The 25784-nt window shown below is 34.1% G+C and carries 24 protein-coding genes; 20 read left to right on the plus strand and 4 right to left on the minus strand.

Annotated elements, in window-relative coordinates; all coding sequences use genetic code 11:
* Window positions 1-154 precede the first annotated feature (154 nt).
* The 11 genes from CQA38_RS06065 (at window position 155) to CQA38_RS06115 (ending at window position 10508) form a co-directional block, all read left to right on the plus strand.
* A complete protein-coding gene (locus tag CQA38_RS06065; RefSeq protein ID WP_137633110.1) occupies window positions 155-2245 on the plus strand; it encodes an FTR1 family protein in 2091 nt (696 codons plus the stop codon).
* Entirely contained in the window at window positions 2245-2784 is a 540-nt protein-coding gene (locus tag CQA38_RS06070) for an iron transporter (RefSeq protein ID WP_137633111.1), read from the plus strand. The genes CQA38_RS06065 and CQA38_RS06070 overlap by 1 nt, the downstream gene beginning before the upstream one ends.
* 141 nt (window positions 2785-2925) lie before the next feature.
* On the plus strand, window positions 2926-4317 hold the full coding sequence (locus CQA38_RS06075) for a Fe-S-containing protein (protein WP_137633112.1): 1392 nt from the start codon (window positions 2926-2928) through the stop codon (window positions 4315-4317).
* Window positions 4318-4320: 3 nt separating this feature from the next.
* Window positions 4321-5589: an ABC transporter permease gene (locus CQA38_RS06080; protein WP_137633113.1), complete on the plus strand. Its 1269-nt coding sequence runs from the start codon at window positions 4321-4323 to the stop codon at window positions 5587-5589.
* On the plus strand, window positions 5579-6715 hold the full coding sequence (locus CQA38_RS06085; protein WP_137633114.1) for an FtsX-like permease family protein: 1137 nt from the start codon (window positions 5579-5581) through the stop codon (window positions 6713-6715). Before CQA38_RS06080 ends, CQA38_RS06085 begins: the two co-directional genes overlap by 11 nt.
* Window positions 6716-7363, plus strand: a complete 648-nt coding sequence (locus CQA38_RS06090) for an ABC transporter ATP-binding protein (protein ID WP_137633115.1) — start codon at window positions 6716-6718, stop codon at window positions 7361-7363.
* Complete coding sequence (locus CQA38_RS06095) at window positions 7360-7845, plus strand: TlpA disulfide reductase family protein (protein WP_137633116.1); 486 nt, start codon at window positions 7360-7362, stop codon at window positions 7843-7845. Before CQA38_RS06090 ends, CQA38_RS06095 begins: the two co-directional genes overlap by 4 nt.
* Window positions 7806-8294 (plus strand): thioredoxin fold domain-containing protein, encoded by a 489-nt coding sequence (locus tag CQA38_RS06100; RefSeq protein WP_137633117.1) that lies wholly within the window; start codon window positions 7806-7808, stop codon window positions 8292-8294. Before CQA38_RS06095 ends, CQA38_RS06100 begins: the two co-directional genes overlap by 40 nt.
* A gap of 47 nt (window positions 8295-8341) precedes the next feature.
* On the plus strand, window positions 8342-9319 hold the full coding sequence (locus CQA38_RS06105) for an agmatine deiminase family protein (protein WP_137633118.1): 978 nt from the start codon (window positions 8342-8344) through the stop codon (window positions 9317-9319).
* 55 nt (window positions 9320-9374) lie between these two features.
* A complete protein-coding gene (locus CQA38_RS06110; protein WP_137633119.1) occupies window positions 9375-10244 on the plus strand; it encodes a carbon-nitrogen hydrolase in 870 nt (289 codons plus the stop codon).
* A gap of 45 nt (window positions 10245-10289) precedes the next feature.
* Window positions 10290-10508, plus strand: a complete 219-nt coding sequence (locus CQA38_RS06115) for a hypothetical protein (RefSeq protein ID WP_137633120.1) — start codon at window positions 10290-10292, stop codon at window positions 10506-10508.
* Here the strand turns inward: CQA38_RS06115 and CQA38_RS06120 are convergent.
* From CQA38_RS06120 to lolA, 3 genes are read right to left on the minus strand one after another with little or no spacing between them, the layout of a single operon-like run.
* Window positions 10505-11020 (minus strand): phospholipid:lipid A palmitoyltransferase, encoded by a 516-nt coding sequence (locus CQA38_RS06120; protein WP_170999478.1) that lies wholly within the window; start codon window positions 11018-11020, stop codon window positions 10505-10507. The two genes, CQA38_RS06115 and CQA38_RS06120, sit on opposite strands and share 4 nt — an antisense overlap.
* Complete coding sequence (locus CQA38_RS06125) at window positions 11020-13656, minus strand: DUF2339 domain-containing protein (RefSeq protein WP_137633122.1); 2637 nt, start codon at window positions 13654-13656, stop codon at window positions 11020-11022. Before CQA38_RS06125 ends, CQA38_RS06120 begins: the two co-directional genes overlap by 1 nt.
* Window positions 13657-13664: 8 nt before the next feature.
* Window positions 13665-14174 carry a LolA-like outer membrane lipoprotein chaperone gene (gene lolA / locus CQA38_RS06130; RefSeq protein ID WP_137633123.1) on the minus strand — a complete coding sequence of 170 codons (510 nt, stop codon included), beginning with the start codon at window positions 14172-14174 and terminating at the stop codon, window positions 13665-13667.
* Between the two features lie 215 nt (window positions 14175-14389).
* Here lolA and CQA38_RS06135 point away from each other — a divergent pair, with 215 nt between their 5' ends.
* The 8 genes from CQA38_RS06135 (at window position 14390) to CQA38_RS06170 (ending at window position 21915) form a co-directional block, all read left to right on the plus strand.
* Window positions 14390-14986 (plus strand): DUF4879 domain-containing protein, encoded by a 597-nt coding sequence (locus tag CQA38_RS06135; protein ID WP_170999479.1) that lies wholly within the window; start codon window positions 14390-14392, stop codon window positions 14984-14986.
* A gap of 5 nt (window positions 14987-14991) precedes the next feature.
* Window positions 14992-15420 carry a hypothetical protein gene (locus CQA38_RS06140; RefSeq protein WP_137633124.1) on the plus strand — a complete coding sequence of 143 codons (429 nt, stop codon included), beginning with the start codon at window positions 14992-14994 and terminating at the stop codon, window positions 15418-15420.
* A gap of 226 nt (window positions 15421-15646) precedes the next feature.
* Window positions 15647-16306, plus strand: a complete 660-nt coding sequence (locus CQA38_RS06145) for an aspartate/tyrosine/aromatic aminotransferase (protein WP_137633125.1) — start codon at window positions 15647-15649, stop codon at window positions 16304-16306.
* Entirely contained in the window at window positions 16303-16923 is a 621-nt protein-coding gene (locus CQA38_RS06150; RefSeq protein ID WP_137633126.1) for a hypothetical protein, read from the plus strand. Before CQA38_RS06145 ends, CQA38_RS06150 begins: the two co-directional genes overlap by 4 nt.
* Before the next feature lie 152 nt (window positions 16924-17075).
* Complete coding sequence (locus CQA38_RS06155; protein WP_137633127.1) at window positions 17076-19088, plus strand: TonB-dependent receptor; 2013 nt, start codon at window positions 17076-17078, stop codon at window positions 19086-19088.
* 12 nt (window positions 19089-19100) lie between these two features.
* Window positions 19101-20084, plus strand: coding sequence for an ABC transporter substrate-binding protein (locus CQA38_RS06160; RefSeq protein WP_137633128.1), 984 nt, complete (start codon window positions 19101-19103; stop codon window positions 20082-20084).
* Between the two features lie 74 nt (window positions 20085-20158).
* Window positions 20159-21184: an iron ABC transporter permease gene (locus CQA38_RS06165; protein WP_137633129.1), complete on the plus strand. Its 1026-nt coding sequence runs from the start codon at window positions 20159-20161 to the stop codon at window positions 21182-21184.
* Complete coding sequence (locus CQA38_RS06170) at window positions 21181-21915, plus strand: ABC transporter ATP-binding protein (RefSeq protein ID WP_137633130.1); 735 nt, start codon at window positions 21181-21183, stop codon at window positions 21913-21915. Before CQA38_RS06165 ends, CQA38_RS06170 begins: the two co-directional genes overlap by 4 nt.
* On the opposite strand, the gene CQA38_RS06175 is transcribed toward CQA38_RS06170, so the two are convergent.
* Window positions 21910-23016 carry a patatin-like phospholipase family protein gene (locus CQA38_RS06175; protein ID WP_137633131.1) on the minus strand — a complete coding sequence of 369 codons (1107 nt, stop codon included), beginning with the start codon at window positions 23014-23016 and terminating at the stop codon, window positions 21910-21912. The genes CQA38_RS06170 and CQA38_RS06175 overlap by 6 nt on opposite strands.
* A gap of 130 nt (window positions 23017-23146) precedes the next feature.
* Between CQA38_RS06175 and secA the strand changes: the two genes are divergently transcribed.
* On the plus strand, window positions 23147-25741 hold the full coding sequence (secA, locus tag CQA38_RS06180; protein WP_137633132.1) for a preprotein translocase subunit SecA: 2595 nt from the start codon (window positions 23147-23149) through the stop codon (window positions 25739-25741).
* Window positions 25742-25784 lie beyond the last annotated feature (43 nt).

Genomic DNA, 25784 nt, shown 5'->3' on the forward strand with positions numbered 1-25784 from the left:
ATCTTTCAAGGTTTTTTTAAAAAAATCTATCAACAAACTCTAATTTTGATAACTTTTATCTAAAATTAAGCTAATAAGTATTACACTTTTATCAAATATGCAAATAACTACAATAGTATTAAAAGCATTATTGGGATATTTTTAAGGAAAGTTAATGCTAAAGATAAGATTATTTTTTGCTTTTTTGTTTTTGAGTGTGAGTTTTAGTTTTGCTCGCGTTGATGATTATATAGCTGAGGCTGAGCTTATTAAGGGGCTTTTAAATGAGAGCTTAACACTTTATAAAGATGGCAAGGCAAATGAAGCAAAGAAAAAGGTTGAGGACGCTTATTTTCAGCATTTTGAGAATATGGAAGGTACTATAGGACGCAACATAGGACGCAAGGCTATTACTATGGAGCGTAAATTTTCTAATTTGCGTCGTATGTATAAAGATGAAGCCAATCTAGCTCATATCACTGCTCTTATAGAAGGGCTTGTTTTTGATCTTGATGAGGTTGCACCTATCATTCAAACAGGCTTTAGGCTTAAGGCAGAAAAAACTCAAGATGGTTTAAGTGATGAAGAAGTTGCAAAATCTTCACTTGAAGAAAATGCCAAAAGACAGGCTGAAGCTGATGCTTTATTTGCTTCTATGTTTGGGACATCAAGTGATGAAAACTCAAATACTTCAAATACAAACACCATAGATAATGAAAACAATTTGAATAATTTAAATTCTCAAAATGATGCAGATGTCATAGCCCAGCTTCAAAGTGCCTCAGCTCTTGAGCCTAAGTTGCAATTCTTGCTTGATACCATCTCAGGTAAATTTAACCAAGCTGCAAGCAGTTTTAAAAATGAAAAATTCCAAGAGGCTAAGGATTATCTTAATAGTGCTTTATTTGATGAATATAGAAACTCAAAAGTAGAAATTGCTATAAGCAATCACACTACAGCCGGACTTGATAGAAAAATTCAAGCCGCCATACGCTCACTCATTACTAAGATCAATGAACAAAATATCGATGAAAAAACCCTAAGAAATGAGCTTGAAGATATAGAAGACTTGCTTTTTGATGCTTTTTTACAAATTCCAAAGGAGCAGTTTGCAAAGATACAGGTGCAAGGCTTTAATGAAGATGAAATAAATACTAGGGATTATTCAAAGGTTGCTGATGATATACGCATAGCCTTAGATAATATACTTGATGATTATCAAGGTTTTTCAAACTCAAGTATAGATGCCTTGCAAAATACCTATTTAGACATCTTTGAAGCAAGTGGCATGGAAAGTAAAGTTGGTGCTGTTGATAGCAGCTTAAAGCTCAAGATAGAAAGCCTTTTTTCTCAAGGTGTAGCTTTGATCAAATCAAGTGCTGATAAATCAGCCTTAAAAGCTAATTTTGATGCCTTAAATGCCGAGCTTAGCAAGGCTGTTGATCTAGTGCAAACAAGCACGCCGTATTCGCTTTTCATCTGGGCTTTTGGTATCATTATAAGAGAGGGTTTAGAAGCCTTAATCATCGTGGTGGCTATAGTTTCATATCTTATTCAAAGTGGCAATAAAAACCGCTTAAATATAGCCTATTCAGCCCTTTTAACAGGGATAGTTTTAAGTTTTATCACTGCCTTTTTTGTTTCTTGGATTTTCAAAGAAAACTCAGGGCAAAGCAGAGAGCTTATAGAAGGCATTACCATGCTTATAGCTGTAGCCTTGCTCTTTTATGTGGGCTTTTGGCTGCTTTCAAACGCACACAATCAAAAATGGGCAAGCTATATCAAAGGACAAGCCTTAGAAGCCATTTCAAATAATTCAGCTAAAACGCTTTGGCTTACAGTCTTTTTAGCTGTATATAGAGAAGGGGCTGAAACTGTGCTTTTTTATCAAGCTTTATTCTTTGATGCAAAGACAAGCACTGATTATTCAGCTATTTTTATAGGACTTGGCGTGGGCTTAGCCTTGTTAGTTGTGCTTTATTTCTTGCTTAAGGCTGGAGCGATTAAAATTCCAGTGAGGCAGTTTTTTTATATAGTCTCTTATATCATTTTTTATATGGTCTTTGTCTTTACAGGCAAAGGCATAGGCGAGCTTATCGAGGGCAAACTCATCACGCCTTCACTCTTGCCTTTTCATTTTGAGCCTATTTTGTGGCTTGGGGTTTATCCATACTATGAAACGCTCATTCCTCAGTTTATAGTTTTAATCTTGCTCATTTTGGGCATTGTTATAACACAAAAATTCACTAAAAAAGGAGTTAGATAATGTTAAAAAAAGCATTATTAAGCATCGCAGCAGCAGCTGTGTTTGCAAGCAACGCATTCAGTGCAGAGGTGCCAATTGGCGATCCACATGAGATTAATGGCATGGAAATAGCTGCCGTGTATCTTCAGCCTATAGAAATGGAACCACGTGGTATTGATTTAGCAGCTTCTTTAGCTGATATTCACCTTGAAGCTGATATTCATGCTATTAAGGGCAATAAAAACGGCTTTCCAGAAGGCTTTTGGATACCATATCTTAGCATAGCTTATGAGCTTAAAAACCTTGATACAGGCGGAGTAAAAAGAGGAACTTTTATGCCTATGGTGGCTGATGATGGTCCTCACTATGGTGCAAATATCGCTATGGAAAAGGACAAAAGTGGTAAATTTGGTCCAGGAAATTACGAACTAACTTATGTGATTACTAATCCAGAAAAACAAGGTTTTGGTCGTCATACAGACGCTGAAACAGGCGTTGGCAAGTGGTTTGAACCATTTAAGGTAAGCTATAAATTCAAATACACAGGCGCTCCTAAATGAGTGTAAAGCCTCTATAATAGAGGCTTTTATATTTAAATTTAAAACTCTTTTTAACTAAGTTAGGCTAGAATTTACAGGCTTGAAAATGCCTAGTTCTGCTTTAAGCAAGGGTTTAAATTTAAGTATAAAAAAGGCTTTCATTTGAGTATATATTTTTTTCACGCTTTTAGCGTGCTTTTGCCATTATTTTGTATAGCAAGCCTTGCAAGCGTGCGTATTAAAAGATTTGGCTTTGTTTTTTTGTGGATTTTTCTTGCTTTTGTCTTTGCGTATTTTGCCTTTTATATTGCAAGTGCTTATGCTAGAACTCAAGGCTTAGCTTTTTTTGCTTATATTTTACTTTTTAGTAGCTTTGTGCTTTTTATTTTAAGCTTTTTAAAAAAAGAGCTTTTGTCTTTAAGGCTTGTTTTTATCTTTATCACTGCTTTTGCTTTTGGTGTAAGATATTATGTTTTAAGTCAAGATTTTCCTATATTTACAAGTTCTTTGCTTGATAGTGAGGCTATAAAATCCTTAGCCTTTATCATTTTAGCTTTAATCTTAGCTTTATTTTTTTTCTTTTTTTTAAGGTGGCAGTACAAGTTTAATCAAAGTCTAAGCCTTATCTTTTTTGCTTTTTTGCTACTTTGCGAGCTTAATAGTGCTCTTGCAAATATACTTCATACAGCCATGAGACAAGACTTGATCTATACTTATTCGCTCTTACTTTCTTATGTGGCAAAAAGTGTGTATTATGCACAATTTTTTGTGTATGCGTATTTGATTTTTTTGCTTGTTTTGGCATTTTTGCTTTTAAGATTTAAGGTATTTGAGCTTAAAAAAGAGCATTTATTTGATATGCGTTATAGACAAATCAAGGCTTTAAATGCAAAATTAAATGCTTATTTTGCTGTAAGTTTTGCAAGTTTTGTCCTTGCTTTTGGCGTGATTTTGTATTTTCATGTCATTTCTTTACGCCCTGTAAGTATAGATACGCCAACTGAGATCTTACCAAATGAAAATGCCGAGTTTGTCTTTGATATGGCTTTATTAAGGGACAATAAACTGCACCGCTTTGCATATATTAGCAGTGAGGGCAAGCTTATACGCTTTTTTTTGATTAACAAAAGAGAAGATAAAGATGCGCCGGTAGCTGTTTTTGATGCTTGTGCGATTTGTGGGGATATGGGCTATGTGCAAAGGGGCAATGAGCTTATTTGTATTAGTTGTAATGTGCGGATTTTTCTGCCTAGTGTAGGTAAGGAAGGTGGGTGCAATCCTATCCCACTAGCCTATGAATTTGATGGAGAAAAGATACGCATAAAACTTGAAGATGTGATTAAGGGTTCAAATTTCTTTACTGAGGTAAAAGAACTTGAGGTGCAAGATCCAGTTTCTAAAACTAAGCTGATCAACCTTGAGGCAAAGTATTCTTATATCTATGCTGGGCTGACTTATTATTTTGATAATGAAGAAAATTATGAAGCCTTTAAAAAAGAGCCTGAACAATACCTCGATCACAATCTTAGTGCCGTGTTTAAAACTCAAGGATAAAGCATGCTTTTAAAAATGATAAAAAATTCTATCTTTAGAAATAAAACCCAAAAAGTTCTTGTCTTTCTAAGCTGCTTTTTAGCAAGTTTGCTGCTTGCAACTATGCTTAATATCACGCTTGGCATAGGCAATGAGCTCAGCAAAGAACTAAGAAGCTATGGTGCAAATATCATTGTTTTGCCAAAAGGCGCAAGTTTGAGCGTAGAACTTGGCGATAAGGTACTTGAGCCTTTAAAAGATAAAAGCTATCTTGAAGAATCAAAGCTTCATACCATAAAAGAAATTTTTTGGCGAAACAATATCACAGCTTTTGCACCTTTTTTAGAAGGCAAGGTGATGATGAATGATAAGCAAGTAAGCATACTAGGCACTTATTTTGATAAAAAGCTTGATATAGCTGATGAAGATGATTTTCATACCGGTATAAAAGAGCTTTATCCTGTGCTTAAGATTAATGGGCGATATGCAAATGATGATAGTTTAGATGAAGTGATGTTAGGCGATGAGTTTGCAAGTAAGAATGCTTTGAGCTTGAATGATGAATTTGTGCTTAATGATCAAAAGGTTAAGGTTGTGGGCATAGTGCATAATTTTGATAAAAACGCAAATAAAATCATCACTTCTTTAGCCCTAGCTCAAAAACTTTTACACAAAGAAGGCTTGTTTTTTAAAGCTGAAGTTTCAGCCTTAACTATACCTGAAAATGACTTGGCTCAAAAAGCAAGGCGTTTGGGGGCTAGCTCGCTTGATAGTGTTGAGTTTGATATGTGGTTTTGCACGGCTTATGTTGGCTCTATAGCCTATCAGATCGAAGAAGATTTTCAAGGAGCGAGTGCAAAGGCTCAAACTGCTATTTCAGATGCTGAAAATTTAATCGTTACAAAAATTCAAACCCTCATGATCGCCACAGCCTTAATCTCTCTTATCATCTCTTCCATAGCCATTGCTTCTTTGATGAGTTCTGAGCTTCACGCAAGAAAGAAAGAAATAGGACTTTTAAGGGTTTTAGGAGCAAGTGTAGGACAAATTTATCTTATTTTTGCTGGTGAAAACTTATGCGTTGCACTCATTGCAGCTTTTTTTGGCTTTGTTTTTGGAGTAGCTTTAAGTGAGCTTATTGCTTTAAATATCTTTGCTTATTTTATCCCTATTTCTTTTATCATTTTACCGCTTTGTATGGTTTTTGCTGGCTTAGCCGTGCTTTTAGCCTGCTTGTTTGCATTAAGGAGCATAAGCGAACAAAGCGAAGTGCAGGTGCTTTATGGTAAATGACTTTGTATTAAAACAGCTTTTTAAAAGCCTTATTTTTTCATATCAACGCGTTTTTATTATGGTTTTGGCTATCTTTCTTGCAGTTTGTGTAAGTGTGGCTTTTTTAAATATTTATTTTGACATTGATACTAAGCTTTCTAAAGAATTAAAAGCTTATGGGGCAAATCTTACTATCTCAGCCACCAAAGAAGATGAGCTTATCAGTAATGAAAGCTATAAAAAGCTTGCAAAAGAGCTTAAAATCACGCCTTATCTTTATACTTTTTTAAATGCATGGGGACAAGATACTCTTGTTTTAGGCACTGATTTTAAGGCTTTAAAGTTGAGTAAGCCTTTTATTGAAGCAAGATTTGGAAATTTTTCTTTAAGTAGCTTTGATCAAAACTCAGCTTTTTTAGGCATAGACTTAGCCGCAAGGCTCATTAGTGGCAACAAGCAAGCAAAGCTTGAGGACTTAATAGGCTCAGAACTTGAGCTTTTTAATCCTTTAAATTCAAAAAGCATAAAACTTAAAATCAAAGGCATTATTCACAGTTCTGATGAGCTTGATAGCCTTCTTATCGCTGATTTGGCTGTGGTGCAAAACTTAAGTGGGTATTTTGGCATACACTATGCTCAGGCTTTGGTTGATGGAGATTTTAAGCAAGTGAGTGAAAAAGCTTTGCAGCTTAGCAATGATGAATTATTTGCAAAGCCTATTTCATCTGTATCTTTAAGTGAGGGCTTGGTGCTTGATAAGCTTAAAGCTTTAATGTTTTTAATCGTGCTTGTGGTTTTAATCATCGCTTCAACAAGTGTAAATACCACGCTTAGCTCTATCATTTTTTCAAGAAAAAAAGAAATTGCCCTGCATTTAGCCTTGGGTGGCTCAAAAAAAGATATTATCAAGCTTTTTGCTTTAGAATGCCTTGTTTTGACATTGATCGCTTGTGTTTTTGGAGTGATTTTTGGCTATATTTTGGCAAATATTTTTGGCTATTTGATCTTTAATGCAAGTATTGATTTTCGCTTTAAAGCAGCCTTTTTTGCTTTGTGTATAGCCTTTGTTTTTGTCTTTTTTGCGGCGTATTTTCCTATCAAAAAGGCTTTAAAGATAAACATTTGTGAGAATTTGAAAGGTGAGTAAATGAAAGAAATTATCAAAGTAGAACATTTATCTAAGAATTTTGGCGAGCTTAAAGCCTTGCAAGATATAAATTTTAGCCTAAAAATAGGGCAATGGCTAAGCATTATGGGACCTTCAGGAAGTGGCAAATCAACACTTTTAAACATACTTTCTTTGCTTGATATTCCAAGTTTTGGGCATTATTTTTTAGATGGTATAAACACAGATGAGCTTGATGAAGAAGCAAAGATAAAAATTCGCCGTGAAAAAATAGGACTGATTTTTCAGCAATTTCATCTTATCCCTTATCTTAACGCCCTTGAAAATGTTATGCTCGCTCAGTATTATCACTCAAGCATAGAAGAAAGTGACGCTAAAGCTGTGCTTGAAAAAGTGGGCTTGGCACACCGCCTTAGTCATTTACCAAGCCAGCTTAGCGGAGGCGAGCAGCAAAGACTTTGCATAGCAAGGGCTTTGATTAATAACCCAGAGCTTTTACTTGCTGATGAACCAACTGGAAATTTAGATGAGGCAAACGAGCAAATCGTGCTTGAGCTTTTGCAAAAACTTAAAAAAGAAGGCAAAAGTATAGTGCTCATCACGCACAATGAAGCCTTAGCAAAACAAGCTGATGAGATGATTATCCTTTCACATGGAGTGATGCAATGAGAACTTTTCAATGTATCTTTAGTCTTATTTTAAGCCTTGTATTTTTAGCGTGCGAGGGCGAAAAAAGAGCCGAGCTAGGAAAGGAAGCGCCGTCTATTTTGGCTAAAAATTTACAAGGCGAACCAGTAAAATTAAGCGATTTTAATCAAAGACTTAAAATCATAGTTTTTTTTGAAAATGGTTGTGCAGCCTGCATTAAAGAACTTCCTTTGCTTGATGAGTTTGTTAAAAACAATCAAGATAAAATCACAGCCCTAGCCATCAACTCAGTCGATGAAAAAGAAGTCATTGCCTCAATCAAAAAAGAGTTTAAACTTGAGCATATAGTGCTTTTAAAAGATGATTTAGACATTTCTTGGCAAAGATATGCTGTTTTTGCTTTACCAACAACTTTTATCATCAAAGATGGCATAGTGCAAGAAAAAATTATAGGAGATAAGCCATGGCAAAGCTTGCAAGAAAAGCTTTTATCCTTGCTTTAGTCCTGTTTTTTAGTGCTTGCTTTGAAAATAATTTTAAAGCCTTAAATTCAAACAAAATATATGAGTTTAGTTTTGATGGTTTTGAAAAAAAGCTTGATTTTAAGCAAGAAAAGCCCTTTGCTTTGGTATTTTTTACAAAAGATTGTGGGGTGTGTAAAGAACAAATTGCAATTTTAAAAGAGCTAAGAAAGCTTCATGAATTTGATTTTTTAACTATTTTAGGTGATGCTAAAGATGAAAAAGACGCCTTAGTATGGGCAGATGAAAAAGAGCTTGATTTTACACTTTTTTATGAAAGAAAGGCAAGTGAGTTTTTTTCTAAGGCTGTAGGTGGGATCTATGGTGTGCCTGTGATCGTGCTGTATGATAAAGAAGGCTTTAAAACAAAAGAATTCATAGGCTTAACTCCTCAAAACCTGCTTGCTAAAGAGCTTATCAAGCTTTTATAAAAGCATTTTAAGCAAAATGTGTTAGAATTTAGCAAAAAGGTATAAAAATGATAAAAACCCTTGCCGAGTGGAGCAAACAAGAGCTTTTAATGCTGGCTTTACCTCATGAAAAAACTGATTGGAAGCCTTATTTAGATGAGATTTTACAAGGTTATAAAGACTTTATAAAGGCTGTAAGTGCATATCAAAAAGTCTTACTCATTGCTCCAAATGAGGCTGATTTTAAGCCTTTTAAAGACTTTCAAAATGTTGAGTTTTTTCAGTGTGATACGAATGATACTTGGATAAGAGATTATGGTGCTATTGATATTTGCGAGAATGAAAGGCTGATGAGTTTAGATTTTAGCTTTAATGCTTGGGGCAATAAATTTCAAAGCCAGCTTGATAATGAAGTTAATTCTAAGCTTTTTAAGCAGCATTTTAAAAGTGAGCTAAGAACAATTGATCTTATTTTAGAGGGCGGAAGCATTGATTTTAATGGGCAGGGTGTTATGCTTACAACCAAAACTTGCCTTTTAAATGAAAATAGAAATTCTCATCTTAATCAAGGCGAACTTGAAGCAAAGCTCAAACAAATTTTTAATCTCAAAACAATCATCTGGCTAGAAAATGGCTTTATAAAAGGCGATGATACAGACTCGCATATTGATACCTTAGCGCGTTTTATTGATGAAGAAACTATAGCTCATTGTATTTGCGAAGATGAAGAAGATGAACATTTTTTGCCTCTTTTAAAGATGAAGGAAGAGCTTCAAAAAACGGGTTTTAAGCTTGTTGAACTGCCTTTACCAAAGCCTTTGTATTATGAAGGAAGAAGACTTGGAGCAAGTTATGCAAATTTTGTTTTTATCAATGAGGCATTGATACTGCCAAGCTATGCTGATGAAAAGGACGAGCTTATCAAAGAAAGACTTCAAAAGGCTTTACCTCAAAGAAAGATTATCAGCCTTGATGCAAGGGTATTTCTAAGACAAAATGGCTCACTTCATTGTGCTTGTCAAAACCGCTTTTTAGGGCAAAGATAAGCGAAAACAAAGCAAATTTGATATAATATTTTTGAGTTTATAAAGAGGATAAAAGATGAAAATAGCACTCATTCAGCACAAATTTCAAGGCAGTAAAGAAGCTATGCTTAAACATAGCACAAAGACTATCAAAGAAGCAGTAGAGCAAGGAGCAGAGCTTGTTTGCTTAAGTGAGCTGCATCAAAGCGAGTATTTTTGTCAAAGTGAGGATGTGAGTAAATTTGACTTAGCTGAAGAGTATGAAAAAGATTTAGCATTTTGGAGCAAGATTGCGCGTGAAAATGAAGTGGTATTGCTAACTTCTTTATTTGAAAAGAGAAGTGCTGGACTATATCATAACACGGCTGTGGTGTTTGAAAAAGATGGCAGCATAGCTGGTAAATACCGCAAAATGCATATACCTGATGATCCGCAATTTTATGAGAAATTTTATTTCACGCCCGGTGATCTTGGCTTTGAGCCTATAAATACTAGCGTGGGTAGGCTTGGGGTGTTGATCTGCTGGGATCAGTGGTTTCCTGAGGCTGCGCGGATTATGGCTTTAAAAGGGGCTGATTTGCTTATCTATCCTACCGCTATAGGTTCTTTTGATGAGGATAGCGAGCAAGAAAAACAAAAACAGCTTGAGGCGTGGCTTGGGGTGCAAAGAGGACATGCGATCGCTAATGGCTTGCCTGTGGTGGCGGTTAATCGCGTTGGCTTTGAAAAAGATCAAAGCAATAAAGCAAATGGCATAAGGTTTTGGGGAAATTCTTTTGTCTATGGTCCGCAAGGTGAGGAGCTTTTTAGGGCTGATGATAAGGAGCTTTGTAAGGTTTTAGAGTTTGATTTTAAACAAAGTGAAAATGTTCGCAGGTGGTGGCCATTTTTGCGTGATAGACGTATAGAGTTTTTTGGGGATTTGCAAAAACGTTTTATAGATTAGTTTAAGTAAAAATGTGGCATACTAAAACCTTTTAAGGAGGATAAAATGATAAATGTTGCATTTTGGTGCATCGTGCTTGTGTTTTTGTTTATCGTGTTTTTGCTTGTTAATCGCTATGAAAGAAAGATCAAGCTTTTTAAAAGCCATATTCAAGCGATGAAGGCTGATATTGAGGAGCTTAAGCAAATTGTTGAAAAAAATCGCTTGCTGATTGAAAAAAATAGAAGCAATATCGAAACGATTTCTAAGAAACAAGAGGACTAAAAAGTCCAAGAAATCCACGAAAAAAGCACATTGCCGTTGTTTTTAACGCCCGGCACATAAGCAAATTGAACGGCGAGTTTTTTATAGCTTAAACTTGCACTTGGCAGGGGTAAGGGTATTGGTATATACCAATACTCCTTTCTTTGAGTAAGTCCGACAATATAACCAAGTGAGAATTTCACCACATCATCATTAAGATGATAGTGTTTAATATAGCCAAACATTGTTTGAAGATGATAGTTTGAGTCATTAAAAACAATGCCAAAAAGTCCATAATTTATCTTTTCTTCGCTAATCCACTGAGCAAAACCCAGTCCCAAAGGCTTTTCGTTGTATCTACTGAGGTGCTCATCATCATAAAACCAGCGATTATGCCAAGTGTTAATAGGGATAATCAAAGCAGGCTTTCCTTCATCTTTGGCTTTGATAAATTCTTTTTTGAGCGTCGTTAAAAAGTCTTCGTCAGCAAAAATAGAGGATAAAAGCAGCACAAAAAGAAAAATTTTTCTCACTATTTATGCCTTAGAAATTTCTTTGAATAAAAATAAGAGCTTAAAAGAAAAATCACGCCTACACTAAAAAATAGCAATATTTTAACTACACCAGTGCTTGAGCTTATGTCGATAAAAAAGAGTTTTATTATGCTTATGGCAAATAACAATAAAGCATAAATTCGCAAAACAGGATTTCTAAAGGCTAGAAAGAGCAAGATCACACCCACAAATACAAAAACAAAGCTGTAGGTATAATTTTCAAAAGTGCTTATACTTTTGTCAAAAAATGCCTTAGCAAGACAAAGACTTCCAAAACCTAGATTTTCATTAAAATACCAAAAGCTAAAGCGGATCAAAGCAATGAGACTTAAAAGAGTAAAAACAAAAACCAAAACATCAAAGATTAAACTTGTTTTTTGCGTGATTTTGTGAAATTCAAGGAGCTTGTTTTTAAGCTTGAAAAAGTAAAAGCTTGGTAAAACAAAACTTAAGATAATCATTATTAAAAGTTCAAAAGCTTGAGGATAGTCTTCTTTGTAAAAATGCGTATAAAGTCTTGAAAATAGGGCATTATCAAAGATCAACACTATGCTTAGATCATACACTGCTTTTGCTCCAAAACACACAAAAACGTTGTAAAATAAAGTATTTTTATTATAAGCATGGAGGAATATTAGGCTTAAAAACATAAACGCAGTAAAGCTCAAGCAGTATTTTGCATACTCAAAAGAACTAAAAGAAGCTAAAATCAAAGCCTGTATAAATAAAATGCTAAAAAACAAACAAGAACTTGCTAGCAAAATAAAGTTTATTTTATTTAATTTTTGCGCTTTGTATAAAAACCCTAAACTCACACCAGTGCTAAGCACAAAGCATAAACAAAGCAGTATATCAACGCTTTTTGAAGGTATAAAAAGAGCCAAAATAAGCTCATAAAGGGCGTTAAAATAAGGAAAAACACAAAGCAGGGCAAGAACTAAAATACTTGCGATACTTAAATGAGCTTGTAAATTTGAGTTTTTAAGAGCTAAAAGTTCAAATTTTGTCTCACAATACAACAAACTAGCAAACAATGCCCACTCAAAAGCAAGCACATAAGCAAGATATAAAGGATCAAGCAACTCATAAGCGAGGTGAAAGAAGGCAATGAAAAAGAGCCAAATGCTACCCTGAAAGCTTAAATTTTCTTTAAATTTAAGGCTAAAAAAGCCTATCAAAAGACTTAAAACAAGTGCGAGCAAAGGCAGGATAAAAAATGCCTCGACTTCACTTTTAAGCACGAAAGAACAGAGATAAAATACACTCACATTGCCTATAACAAGGCGTATAAAAAAGGTTTGTTTAAAGCAAAGTACGCAAGCTAGAACGCCAAATAAAACAAAAAAGCATACAAAAGGCACAAGAACACTTTTATCTTGAAGATAAAGGCTTATTATGGTGCTTAAAAATACCAAAAGCGAAAAACATAATGGTAAAAAATTATATAAGGTATTTTTAAGATAAGTATAAGCAAAGCAAAATACAACTAAAAGCCCAAATATAGTCCATTCTATAAGGCTCATTTGCACTAAAGCAAAAAAGCTAAAAAAGCAAATAAAACTCAAACAAAGGCTGAAAATAAAAAGGAGCATTTTTGCGCGGTATAAAAGTATGCTAAAGCAAGCTATGCAAAGCATAAATAGTAAAACAAAGGCATTTAAAAAGCCCTCATATTCGCTTAGTTTAAAAAAGATAAAATGCAAAATATAAAATACACACAAAAGCAAGGCGATGAAATTAACATATATAAAATTTTTTTTGTGACTTAAAAAGGCTTGCAAGATATAAAAAACAAACAAATATCCAAATAAAAATGCCCCATTATATGTTCCATCACTAAGCAAAACAGGTGTCGCAAAAGCTCCAATTAAACCAAAATACGCACACAAAACACCAAATTTTAAAGCACCAAAAAGTAAAATTATACTCAGCACACAAAGCAGGATAAAACAGAGTTTAAATCCAATAAAATCATATAATTTAAATGCTGCATAAACGCTTAAAAACTCAATTACAAACCCAGCCGAGATAAGTATCTGTGAGTTTAAGCTAAGGTTAGTTTGAACGATCTTTATCTTTGGTATTTTAAGCTTTTTAAAGTGCAAAATAAGTCCAAAAACAACGCACAATAACCCAAAAAAAGATGCTAAAATGAGCCTCATTAATGGAGTGATGAGGGAATTTTCTATGGAGTATTTGATTAAAAATAAGCCAGCAAGCACTAAAAATAAGCCAGCAACTATAATTAAAAATTTTTGTGTAAAGAAATTTTCAAATTTGAAATTAAATACCGCAAATGAGGATTTTGGGATATCAAAGGAATTTGTTTTTATACTTTGAAGCTGAGTGCTTTTTTTATCAAGGTTGAAATAAGAATTTTTTGCGCTTTTTAAAGCAAGGTTTTGTTCTTTTTGAATAGAGGGTTTTTCATCATTTTGTGTGTGTAAAGTGTGTATTTTCTTTTCTAGGAGTTGCAATTTTTCGCTTAGGTTTGTAAATTTGAGTTTAAAAAGAAAGAGTTCATTTTCAAGTTTTTTGATTTTTATAATATTAAAAAAGCTTAGTATAACGCCAAAAACAAGTATTATAGCAAGCAAACAAGCAAGTTCAAACATAAAAAAACCTAGCGCAAGATATCAAAATTTGCAGGAATTTTTACTTTAAATATTTCATCATTGATAAGCGTATCTCTTTTTTGATTAGAAAGCTCAATAAGGACTTTATTATCAAGATCATCTTTGTAGCTAATACTTGAAATTTCATCATTTTTAAGTTTTATAGTGTAAGTGATTTGCTCGTATTTTGCGATATAAGTTTGCCCATCTTGTCTTTTAGCGCTCTTAAAAATCTCGCTTAGATTTGGCACCTTATCAAGCGTGCTTATGATCGCTTGTTCTAAGTCCGGTTCTAAGATGACAAGTTCTTGATTGTTGATAAAAATTTGTTTATTGTTTGGCTCTTTATAATCCCAAAAAGCCTTTGTTTGAGTGATGATAAAGCTTCCTTTATAATCAATCTTTGAATGCGCATTTTCAACGCTTTGCACAAAGTCACTTGAAAAATTTTTATAATTTATATCAAAAGCTTGTGCATTAAAGACAATGACAAATAAAAATAAGATATTTTTAAACATGACAAAAAGTTTTCCTTATCTTTACATAAAAATATCATTATAACAAAAGAGCTTAAACAAATATAATATATGCTATAAAATAATTTTTATGTGTAAAAAAGTTATAAAACATATCAAAAATAAATGAAAAACGCTATTATTTTTATAAATGTTTAATTTTGGAATAATTATTGCTTATATAGTGTGAAATAAGACTTTTATTAAAAGGAGTAAGCATGGTTAAATGTTTAATCAATAGTGCTATGGTTGTCAGTGTTTTAAGTTGTAGCATTGCTAATGCTAGTGATAATGCATTAATAGATAATAAAGAAAAAATTACTCGCAATGGTGTTAGTATTTATTTAGAGCCAAATTCCCCAAATAAGCAAGATTACCTTAATGGGAAATTTGATAAATCTTTGGAGTTAATGAAAAAAGCTTATAAGGCTAATAAAAACAATAAAACAATGAGAGCTTCCGCTCCTCCTGTAACAGAGGTTCAAATATTAGAAGTTGAATCTACTCAAGGTGGCTATGAATATGTGCTTGGCAAGTCAATCACTGATCAAGATCATGGTGGTAGTTATTTTGTTGTTTCAACAGGTGTAACAGGTTATGGCGGTGGCAGTTATGATAGGGCTAAATTTGCAGGAAATGATGCAGTGCAGTTAAGTTCAGACGGTATAGATTTAACAGGTGATAATATTATTGATGGTTGGTTAGATATTTGGGATATTTCCAAACCTGCTAATATAAGTGGTCCTTTTGAGTTTACTTCTCGCTCTATTAATGCTCCTGGCAATTCAATGAGTACACGTATTCAAATTAGGTAAATTATATGAAAATTACAAATAACATTTACCCTTATCCACAAAAAAATGATTTTTCTGATAAGAAAAATATAAGTGATTATGAGGATTTTAGAAATAAAATGAGTGCAGATATGGAAGCTAAGAATTACACTAGAGAGCAAAAATTAGCAGTTCATAGTTTTTTCACAGCTTCTATGGTAGCGGCTAGTGCTAGGGAAAATTATGGACAAAATGTGAGTTATTGGGATACAAGAAAAAGACAAGAATCTTTTGAAAATGCCCCAAAATCTTTAAAGATACAAATGCTAGAAGAGCAAATTTCTATAATTAAAGAGCCTTATGCTATCCAAAAGGGATACTATATGGGACAAGCTGAAAATGAAGGGCATCTTCAAGATAGAAAAAAACAAGCGATTGATTATTTAAGTGGATTATTGCAAGATATAAAAGCTTGATTAACTTGCGTGTGGAGAGTTTTTTCTCCACTTTGTAAGTATGCTTTTAAATATCTTTTTATCCTTTTTGTCTTGTCATTGCATTGCTGGTAATTGTTTTTTCTCATGTTGTATGTGTAGAAAAGTTATAAAGCATATCAAAAATAAATGAAAAACGTTATAATTTTTATAAATATTAATTTTAATCAATAATAATTACTATAAAATTTTTTATTAAGGTATTTTTATGGACTATATGGATTATACAAATTTAACCTTTCAATGTATTGGCAAAAATACTAAAATAGCTTATTTGGATTCTTGGGAATATGAAGATTTGGAAACTTATAATAATGAATTATATAAAGATTATATCAAAAGAATAGATATTTATAAGGATTTAAAAGCCCATTGTTTAGATGAATTTAAAATTCTTGTGATCCCAATGGGAGTAGATCAGCTTTGGCTTTTGAGGCATAAAGAGCTTTTGGCTGAGTTTTTGGATAGTGGAGGGATAGTCTGCGATTTTGCAGCAAGTTTTTGCGAATACTTACCAAATTTACCCTTTTATATACAAAGTGATATGCCTATTAAAGATAGAGAACTTGTGCTAAGCAAACATTGCATTTTTAAGGGTGTAAGGGCTTATGATGTTAATTATCGAAGAGGAGTTAAGGGCTTTTTTAATAGAGGTTTTATCAAGCCACCTTTAGAGGCTGAACTTATACTTACAGATAGTGAAAATGAATGCGTAGCTTATATAGATAGGACAAGCTTTAAGGGCATTTTGCTTAAAAGTGCTGGGGCCGACTTGCTTAGTTTTGGGCTTTTTGAAAATGATACAGCACGGCGAATGGGACTTAATCTTTTAATCTGGCTTGATACGCAATTAGGAGAAAATGTATGAAAAAGGCTATTATTACAGGCGGATCATCTTTTCACCAAAATTTCTTTACTAATAAAAACGGCAAATATAAAGATTTTTTTGATGAAAAGATTTATTTGATGGATTTAAAAGATTGTGATTTGCAGGATTTTGATTTGCTTGTGATGGCTTCAAGATTGCACGCAGAATTCTTGCGTCAAAATAAAGAAAAAATACTTCATTATCTTCATAATGGTGGCAATATTGTTATATTTCCAGACTTAGCAAATGGTATTTTTGATCATATTGAATCAAAAATGTATTATGCTAATTTTTGGTGGTGGATTTTACCCGGAGCTGATTTGTGCTTGTTTGAGGCTGATAAGAAGCATAAAATTTGGGATTTTTTAGAGCTTAGAATGTGTAAATGGCATTATCATGGAGTATTTAAAGGTAAAAATTTAGAAAAAATTCTTGTCAATGAGCTTGGCGAAGCAGTGATTTGTAAAGACTGCCAGAGTTTTAAGGGCAATTTATATTTAAGTGCTCTTGATCCAGATTTTCATTTGGGGCAGGGTTTTATGCCAGTAACCGAACCTTTTTTTGATGGCTTTATGGCTTGGATTGAATATGATATTTTGCATACAAATAAAGTTTAAAATGCCTTTTAACCTTATTTTTTGTTTGTTTTTCCAAGATTACAAATCCACTCATTAAAATAAATAATAATAATTTTTAAAATTTATTATTTTGATTTAAGAAATAATAAGTATAATTCCACTCAATTTTATTTTAAACAAGGAGTGTATTGATGAAAAAAACAAGCCTAGCTTTGGCGATGAGTGCTTGTACTTTATTTGCCCAAAGCAACGCAGGGGGGGGGGCTTTAACTGATACCACCTACAAATTAGAGCAATCCAACATATCAGCAACTATGTCTGATTTTACTCTCGAACAACAAAGCAAAAGCGTAACGATATTAGATAGAAAAACCTTACTTCAATCAAGCTCAAATACAGGTGGCATACAAAGTGTTTTAGAAAATGCACCGGGCATTTTGTATTCTCGCGCTTCAGGACTTGGCGGGGTTATTAATGTGCGTGGTATGAGCTCAAGTTCTGATACAACCATGATTACCATAGATGAAACAAGGGTTTATGGTAGAGCTGCCTTAGAATACAATGTCTTTGATTCATCTTCTATAGATAGCATTGAAATCATCAGAGGTCCAGCTTCTGCTCTTTTTGGCTCCAATGCTATGAATGGCGTTATTAATATCAAATCTCGTCGTTATAGAGGTGATGTGTTTCAGCCTTTTAATATGAGCTTGAGATTAAGAAGTTTAGAATATGCTAGCGTAAATAATAGCTTTGGTGGCAGACTTGAAGCTATTGGGGGTGGAGATGGTTTTGATGTTTTGTTTGGCTTAAATGGACGCACAGGGCAGGATTATCAAACTCCTGATGGAAAGGCTGAGCATTCAGGCTTTAATCTTCTTGGTTTTGATTGGAATGTCGGTTATACTACACAAAATAATATGAGATACTATTCTCAAGGACGTTTAGCAAGGGTAGAGAATGAAAATGCAGGCGGAGTAAGAGGAGTTGGTGCTGGAAGTAGTTCTGGAATTTATACTGAAGAAAATCCTTTAACCGAACTTTATTTAAGGGGCGGGGTAGAGGTTTATGATTTGGCTTTTGCTGAAGAAATGGACGCTTTTTTGTATTGGAGGCGGTATGATACAGACCTTTATACTCACACCCCAGTAGCTACCACGCACAGCGAAGTTAAAAATAGCAATTATGTGGGCGGACGCTTAGCCTTTAAAAGCATACTTGATAAACATGCTTTAGGTTATGGACTTGATACTACAAATACTATTACCTTGCAAAGAAATAGGGTAAATGGAGTTGCAAATGGTAAGCCAACTACTCAAAGCGAATTTGGAGCTTTTGTTAAAGACGATTATAGTGTAAGTGATGATTTGTTGCTTTCTGCTTCTTTAAGAGCTGATTATGTGCGTTCAAGCGCAGGTAGGAAAAATACAAAAACCGCTTCTACTGAAGCTATCACAGGGGCTTTGGGGGCAACTTATTTTTTCAATGAAAACTTCAGCACAGCCTTAAATTTAAGTCGTAATTTCATAGCACCTTGGGTAGGTTATACAACCACACTTTTAAGTGGGGTTCAGCCTAATGCAAATTTAAATCCTGAGTATTCTCACACAGCAGAACTTAGCTTTAGAGTTCATGATGCATACAATGAAGCAAGCATTAGTGCGTATTATACCCAGTATAAAGACAAGATCGCCGCAGCTTTAAACAGCCAAGGACAAGCTCAATGGCAGAATTTAAACGAAACTTATATTCAAGGTATAGAATGGCAAGGTTCACATAGATTTTTAAGTGAATTTACCCTTGCGTATTTAGGAGCTTATACTTACGGACAAGATAAAAGTGCGAACAAACCACTTTCTTATATAGCCCCACTTTATGGACGCATAAGCCTTAGTTATGATCTGCCTTTTAAGCAAAGCTATATAAAAATTCAAGAAAGAGCATATAAAGGCAAAAGCAGGATAGATGAGTCTTTAGAGAAAAAAACAAAATCTTATGCTATGACTGATGTTTATGTGGGACTTGATTTGAGTTATTTTTCACAAGAGGCTAAGGATATGGAGTTGAGTTTTGGTATAGAAAATTTGTTTAACCAAAAAGGAAGAAATCCAGCAACTATAAGCTCTCCAACAGCAATAACAACCAAAACAAATCCTCTTTTAGAGCCGGGGATTAATTTTTTTATGAAGTATTCATATAATTATTAAGGGATTAAAAAGATGAAATTTGTTCTTGTTGCATTATGCTTTTTAATGTCTTTAAATTTGCTTCAAGCCAAAGAAGTAAAAAGGGTAGCAGTGGCTGATTCTATGCTACCCATACCAGCTTTGTTTTTGTTTTTAAGCGATGCTAAGCTTGTATATATCCCAGAGGCTTCAAAAACAGCTTTTGAGTATTCTGTAGTGGCAGATTTTTTTCCAGAGCTTAAAAATGTAAAAGCGAGCTTGAATGACAATTTTGAAGAGCTTTTGCTTTTAAATGCTGATTTGTATGTGTGTCATGAAGATGGTGTAAAACTTTGTGATTTTTTGCAAAAAGCAGGAGTTAAAGTCTTGCCTTTAAAGATTAAAGTGGCTAATTTTAACTCCAAAGAAGTGCTTAGATACTGGCTTGAGCGCATTAATGAATATGTAGATATAAAAGAAAAAGCCGATAAAATCATCGCTAAAATAAGTCAAGTAGAAGAAGAAAATGCAAGACTTTTAAAAGATGTCAAGCCTGTTCGAGCGATGATGATGACGATTTATCAAAAGCAGATTGTAGTTGGGGCTTTTGGGGATTATTTGCTAAGCAAGAGTGGGGGAGTAGATGTTTTTAAAGGTGTGTGGAATCCAAAAGATGGTGGTGTGATAAATTTTGAAGAGCTTTACCGCTTAAATCCTGAGGTAATTTATATCACAAATTTTTCGCCTACTCAGCCTAGTGATTTGATTAATGATAAAAAATGGCAGGGTATAAAAGCTATACAAGATAAAAGAGTGTATAAACTTCCACTAGCCACTTATCGCCCTTATGCTCCAAATTTGGATTTGCCTGTTTTACTTCAATTCTTAGCTTCAAAAAATCATCCTGAATTATTCAAAGAGCTTGATATAAGGGCTGAATACAAAAAGCATTTTAAAGAATTTTATAATCTTGAATTAAACGATATGCAACTTGAAAGAATTTTGTATCCTGATGCAAGAGCAGGAGATGTGAAGTAAGATGATATATAGCCTAAATTTTAAGAGTAAAAGCAAAAAAATGGTTTTTGTTTGCAAAGGTTTAGTGAGGATTTATGAAAGCAGTTTTTAAATTTATCCTTGCTTTAGTAGCAATTTTGCTTTTGGCTTTTTTTATTTTAGGGTTTGGACGTTTTGATTTAAGTTATGCTCAAATTGCAGCTTTATTAAGTGCTAAAATCATCAGTCTTTTTAGCTCACAAAGCATAAGTGAAATTTTAGGACAAGATATCAGCACGCAAGCTTTTATCTTGCTTGAGATTCGCTTGCCTAGAGTGATTTTGGCTATTGTGGTTGGGGCTGGGCTTGGTATAGCTGGAGCTTCTTTTCAAGCTATTTTTAGAAACGCACTTGCTTCGCCAGATATCTTAGGTGTGGCAAGTGGGGCTGGTTTTGGTGCGGTTTTAGCCTTGCTTTTTGGGCTTAATATCTATCTACTTACTTTTAGCTCCTTTGCTTTTGGACTTTTGAGCTTGCTTTTTACTATAGCTATTGCAAGAGGGGCGCATAATAAAATTATGATTATTTTATCAGGTATTATTATTTCAGCACTTTTTCAAAGCTTTATTTCTCTTTTGAAATATCTAGCTGATCCCCAAGATGTCTTGCCCGCGATTACTTATTGGTTGCTTGGTTCTTTGGCTGTAAGTGATATTCATCAAATGCTTTTTTGTTGCTTTGGCATTATTTTGGGCTGCGTTTTACTCTATCTTTATCGCTGGAAACACAATGTTTTATTGCTTGAAGATATGGAAGCTAGGACTTTGGGTTTAAATGTATCCTTGCTTCGTTTAACGCTTATCTTTGCTAGCACCTTAATCATCGCTTGTATAGTAAGTATGTGCGGTGTTATAGGCTGGATAGGACTTATCATACCTCATATAGCAAGACTTATTTGGGGTTTTAATGCAGCTAGGGTTTTACCTTATAGTCTTTTTGTTGGGGCTATTTTTATGCTTGTGATTGATACTTTAAGCCGCAGTTTAAGTGCGGCTGAAATACCTATATCCATACTTTCAGCCCTTGTAGGTGCTCCGTTTTTTATCTTTATACTTTATAAGACAAAAGGTTTTAGAATATGAGTATTTTTAGGGTGGAAAATGCAAGTTTTGCGCGCTTTAAAAGGGTGCTTTTTAAAGAGCTTAGCTTTGAGCTTGAAAAGGGAGAAATTCTTGCTATTTTAGGACAAAATGGAGTAGGAAAGACAACACTTTTGCAATGTTTAATGGGGCTTTTAAATTTGCAAGAAGGCAAGGTTTTTATCAAAGACAAAGATATAAGCACTTATAGATCAAAAGAGCTTTTTAGCATACTTTCTTATGTGGCTCAAGCGAAAAATCACAGCATAGGACTGAGTGCTTTAGATATGGTTCTTTTGGGTTTAAATACGCAAATTTCTACTTTGCCCAAAAAAGCACACATTCAAAAAGCAAGGGCTATGCTTGAAAATTTAGGCTTTTTGCATTTAGAAAATAGGGCTTGTGATAGCTTAAGTGGTGGCGAGCTTCAAATGGTCGTTTTTGCTAGAGCTTTAATCAATGAACCGCAAATCATCATTCTTGATGAGCCTGAGTCAAATTTGGATTTTAAAAATCAACTATGTATTATCGAAAATTTAAACAAGCTTAAAGCTATGGGTAAAACTATAATCTTTAACACGCATTACCCACAAAATGCCAAAGTCCTTGCTGACAAAGTTTTAATCCTAGAAAAACACGAACATCACATTGGAGATAATACCCTTATCAACAAAAAACAACTCGCGCAAAGTTTTGAAGTAAAAGAGCAGTTTTTTGACTATCTACTCTTATAGCTCAAGCTTTAAATCCTCTATATAAGGACAACAAAGCTGAGTATAAATCATACTTTCATAACCCTGCCTTAAAATCAGCTCAAAGTCTTCTTTACTTGGACTTTTAAGTGTGGTAGGATAAAGCCCTACTTTTTGGCAAGCTTCTTTGTTTAAAAAATACTTTTCATACCTACTTACAAGGCTTTGATCGGCTTTGAGTTTTTGCACTACCTCGCTAAAAGGTCTGCCTATTTTAAGATGAAAGCCATTTTGGTGATTTTTGCAAAATTCTCTAAAGGCACGTAGTCTAATGATAGCGATTTGATCGCTTGTTATATCAGCTATGCGTGAAAGATCAAGCTTGCTTTTATCTTTAAATTTTATGCTTGCTCCAGCATTGCTCACTATAGTAAAATTAACTTCCTGGCTTAAAGTGCCATTGTTTTCTATCTGATAAATAGGCTCAAGCCCTAGATTATCATATACCCCACCATCCCAAAGGTATAAAAGCTTGCTTTTTGGTTCTATGTTTTGTCCTTTTTCATCACACCAAGAAAATTTACTTGTATCAAGTTCAAAGGTGCCGATTAAAAAAGGAAAAGCAGCAGAAGCAGCCACAGCATCAGCTAAAGCAAAGTCAAAGTCTTTGACAAAGCCAAAGGCATAATCGCCTATCTCATCTTGTGAAAAGATAAATCTTTTACCTGTTTGATAGCTAGTACATTGTATGCTTAGTTTTGGAGTTTTAGGCAGGTCTTTAAAATTTGTTTTTATACCCCAATACTCTTTTAAAGCTGAAGCTATGGTATTTGCTTTTTTATTAAGCCCCAAACTCAGTAAGGTTTTAAAAATAGCTTTATTTTCTAAATTTACACTTAGAATTTGTTCTTTTATGCTTGGTAAAACCTCGTTTATATACTGCTTTGAGCTTGGAAAGGCATTGCTATTTTTTGCATACAATAAGCCTACAAACATAGACGCTCCAGATACGCTTGAAATATGTGTAACTTTTTCTAAAAGCTCGTGCTTAGCTAAAAACTCAAACACGCCAAGATGAAAGATCAAAGCCCTTATGCCTCCACCTGAAAGGGCTAAACCTAGTTTTAAGTCCTTCGTTAACAATTTTGCTCCTTTTTAATAAATATTTTCAAAAAAAATTATACTTTAAAAATTTGAATTTCTTTCTTTTTTATAGCAAATTTTAATTAAATAAAGACTATAATTAAACTTTGCATTTAAAATTTAAGGACGCATTATGCTTAAAATCATCAAATCACTCTTTGGTACAAAAAATGATAGAGAAGTGAAAAAATATTTTAAAAGAGTTCATGAAATCAATGCTTTAGAAGCAAAATATCAAGCTTTAAGCGATGAAGAGCTTAAAAATGAATTTAATGAACTAAGAAAAAAAGTGCAAGAAAATCACACTTCCTTAGAAAAAATACTGAGTGAAGTTTTTGCCATAGTGCGTGAGGTGGGAAAAAGAACCTTAAATATGCGGCATTTTGATGTCCAGCTCATCGGTGGTATGGTGCTTCATGAAGGTAAGATAGCTGAAATGAAAACAGGGGAGGGAAAAACCCTAGTGGCAACCTTGCCTGTTGTGCTTAATGCTATGAGTGGTAAAGGCGTGCATATAGTTACGGTAAATGATTATCTAGCTAAAAGAGATGCTGAGCAAATGAGTGCGATTTATAATTTTTTAGGTTTTTCAGTAGGCGTGGTGCTTTCAAGCTCAAATAGCGATGAAGATCATAAAAAAGCCTATGAATGCGATATAACTTATGGCACAAATAACGAATTTGGCTTTGATTATCTGCGTGATAATATGAAATTTGCAAGCAATGAAAAGGTGCAAAGGGAGCATAATTTTGTCATCGTTGATGAAGTGGATAGTATATTAATCGATGAAGCAAGAACGCCTTTAATCATCTCAGGTCCAACAAACCGCACTCTTGATGGCTATATCAAAGCCAATGAAGTGGCTAAAAAAATGCAAAAAGGCGAGCCTTTAGAAGCCAGTGCTTTAGCAAAGGGCGAGAAACAAAAGGGTGATTTTGTAGTTGATGAAAAAAACCGCTCTATACTCATTACAGAGGCTGGAATTTCAAAGGCTGAGGAGCTTTTTGGGGTAGAAAATTTATACAGCCTTGATAATGCTATCTTAGCTCATCAGCTTGATCAAGCCTTAAAAGCTCACAATCTTTTTGAAAAAGATGTGCATTATGTCGTGCGTAATAAAGAAGTTATTATCGTTGATGAATTTACAGGTCGTTTAAGTGAGGGCAGGAGGTTTAGTGATGGGCTTCATCAGGCTTTAGAGGCTAAAGAAGGGGTAAAAATTCAAGAAGAAAGCCAAACTTTAGCTGATATTACCTTTCAAAATTATTTTAGAATGTATAAAAAACTAGCCGGTATGACAGGCACAGCTCAAACTGAAGCCACTGAATTTAGCCAAATTTATAGCCTTGATGTGATTTCTATCCCTACAAATATCCCTATCAAGCGTCAAGATAAGCATGACTTAATCTATAAAAGTCAAAATGAAAAATTTAAGGCTGTGATTGAGGAGATTAAAAAGGCAAATGCTAAGGGACAGCCCGTTTTGGTTGGAACTGCAAGCATAGAAAGAAGCGAGGTTTTTCACGAAATGCTTAAAAAAGAAAAAATCCCTCATCATGTGCTAAACGCCAAAAACCACGAGCAAGAAGCGCTAATCATAGCTGATGCTGGCAAAAAATCAGCCGTAACTATAGCTACAAACATGGCAGGGCGAGGCGTGGATATAAAGATAGATGATGAAGTGCGTGCTTTGGGCGGACTTTATATCATAGGCACAGAGCGTCATGAAAGCAGGAGAATTGACAATCAATTAAGAGGACGCGCTGGCAGACAAGGCGATCCGGGTATGAGCCGCTTTTATCTAAGCTTAGAGGATAATTTGCTTCGCATTTTTGGAGGCGATAGAATCAAAGGCATAATGGAAAGGCTTGGGATTAAAGAGGGTGAAAGTATAGAAAGTGGCATAGTTACAAGGGCGGTTGAAAATGCTCAAAAAAAGGTTGAAAGCTTGCATTTTGAAAGCAGAAAACACCTTTTAGAGTATGATGATGTAGCTAATGAGCAAAGAAAAAATATCTACCGCTATAGAAATGAGCTTTTAGATGAAAACTATGACTTAAGTATAAAAATCGATCAAAATATAAGTGAATTAAGTCAGCATCTTTTGAGTGATTTTTTCTTAAGCGAACGAAATGATAAAGATTTTTTAAATTTAAAACAAAGACTTTTATTTGAATGCAATGTTGAGCTTAATGAAGCTGAATTTAAAGGGCTTGATGAGACTGAAATAAGTCAAAAACTTGAAGCAATACTTAAAAAGCATTATGAGCAAAAAATGAGCTTTTTAAATGAAGCAGATAAAAAACGAGTGGAGCGAATTTTATACCTTCAAGTGCTTGATAACGCTTGGCGTGAGCATTTGTATCAAATGGATATACTCAAAACCGGCATAGGACTAAGAGGATATAATCAAAAAGATCCCCTTGTTGAGTATAAAAAAGAAAGCTATAATCTTTTCTTAGAGCTTGTTGAACGCATTAAATTTGAAAGCACCAAGGCTTTGTTCAATGTTGTGTTTAACACTTCTGAAAACTTAGAGCAAAAAGCTCAAGAAGAAAATGAAAAACTCTTGCAAAGCTCAGTTGAAATAGGCGCAAATGAAGATAATTTAGGCGAAGCTGAGTTTAAAAAAGTGCCAAGAAATAGCCCTTGTCCTTGTGGAAGTGGTAAAAAATACAAAGAATGCCATGGCAAAAGCGGACCTAAAAGAGGGGTTTTGGCTTGAAAAAAAGCACAAAAAGCATACCAAAATACCTACTTTTAAAATA

Source organism: Campylobacter sp. MIT 12-5580 (assembly GCF_005406235.1).
Lineage (GTDB): Bacteria > Campylobacterota > Campylobacteria > Campylobacterales > Campylobacteraceae > Campylobacter_D.

Bases quoted from the DNA above. Each gene is read 5' to 3' on its own strand.
- CQA38_RS06135 (WP_170999479.1), top strand. From the start codon at position 14,390: ATGGTTAAATGTTTAATCAATAGTGCTATGGTTGTCAGTGTTTTAAGT.
- lolA (WP_137633123.1), bottom strand. From the start codon at position 14,174: ATGTTTAAAAATATCTTATTTTTATTTGTCATTGTCTTTAATGCACAA.
- CQA38_RS06105 (WP_137633118.1), top strand. From the start codon at position 8,342: ATGATAAAAACCCTTGCCGAGTGGAGCAAACAAGAGCTTTTAATGCTG.
- CQA38_RS06170 (WP_137633130.1), top strand. From the start codon at position 21,181: ATGAGTATTTTTAGGGTGGAAAATGCAAGTTTTGCGCGCTTTAAAAGG.
- CQA38_RS06160 (WP_137633128.1), top strand. From the start codon at position 19,101: ATGAAATTTGTTCTTGTTGCATTATGCTTTTTAATGTCTTTAAATTTG.
- CQA38_RS06145 (WP_137633125.1), top strand. From the start codon at position 15,647: ATGGACTATATGGATTATACAAATTTAACCTTTCAATGTATTGGCAAA.
- CQA38_RS06080 (WP_137633113.1), top strand. From the start codon at position 4,321: ATGCTTTTAAAAATGATAAAAAATTCTATCTTTAGAAATAAAACCCAA.
- CQA38_RS06115 (WP_137633120.1), top strand. From the start codon at position 10,290: ATGATAAATGTTGCATTTTGGTGCATCGTGCTTGTGTTTTTGTTTATC.
- CQA38_RS06070 (WP_137633111.1), top strand. From the start codon at position 2,245: ATGTTAAAAAAAGCATTATTAAGCATCGCAGCAGCAGCTGTGTTTGCA.
- CQA38_RS06140 (WP_137633124.1), top strand. From the start codon at position 14,992: ATGAAAATTACAAATAACATTTACCCTTATCCACAAAAAAATGATTTT.
- CQA38_RS06155 (WP_137633127.1), top strand. From the start codon at position 17,076: ATGAAAAAAACAAGCCTAGCTTTGGCGATGAGTGCTTGTACTTTATTT.
- CQA38_RS06095 (WP_137633116.1), top strand. From the start codon at position 7,360: ATGAGAACTTTTCAATGTATCTTTAGTCTTATTTTAAGCCTTGTATTT.
- CQA38_RS06110 (WP_137633119.1), top strand. From the start codon at position 9,375: ATGAAAATAGCACTCATTCAGCACAAATTTCAAGGCAGTAAAGAAGCT.
- CQA38_RS06150 (WP_137633126.1), top strand. From the start codon at position 16,303: ATGAAAAAGGCTATTATTACAGGCGGATCATCTTTTCACCAAAATTTC.
- CQA38_RS06125 (WP_137633122.1), bottom strand. From the start codon at position 13,656: ATGTTTGAACTTGCTTGTTTGCTTGCTATAATACTTGTTTTTGGCGTT.
- CQA38_RS06085 (WP_137633114.1), top strand. From the start codon at position 5,579: ATGGTAAATGACTTTGTATTAAAACAGCTTTTTAAAAGCCTTATTTTT.
- CQA38_RS06065 (WP_137633110.1), top strand. From the start codon at position 155: ATGCTAAAGATAAGATTATTTTTTGCTTTTTTGTTTTTGAGTGTGAGT.
- CQA38_RS06100 (WP_137633117.1), top strand. From the start codon at position 7,806: ATGGCAAAGCTTGCAAGAAAAGCTTTTATCCTTGCTTTAGTCCTGTTT.
- CQA38_RS06090 (WP_137633115.1), top strand. From the start codon at position 6,716: ATGAAAGAAATTATCAAAGTAGAACATTTATCTAAGAATTTTGGCGAG.
- CQA38_RS06165 (WP_137633129.1), top strand. From the start codon at position 20,159: ATGAAAGCAGTTTTTAAATTTATCCTTGCTTTAGTAGCAATTTTGCTT.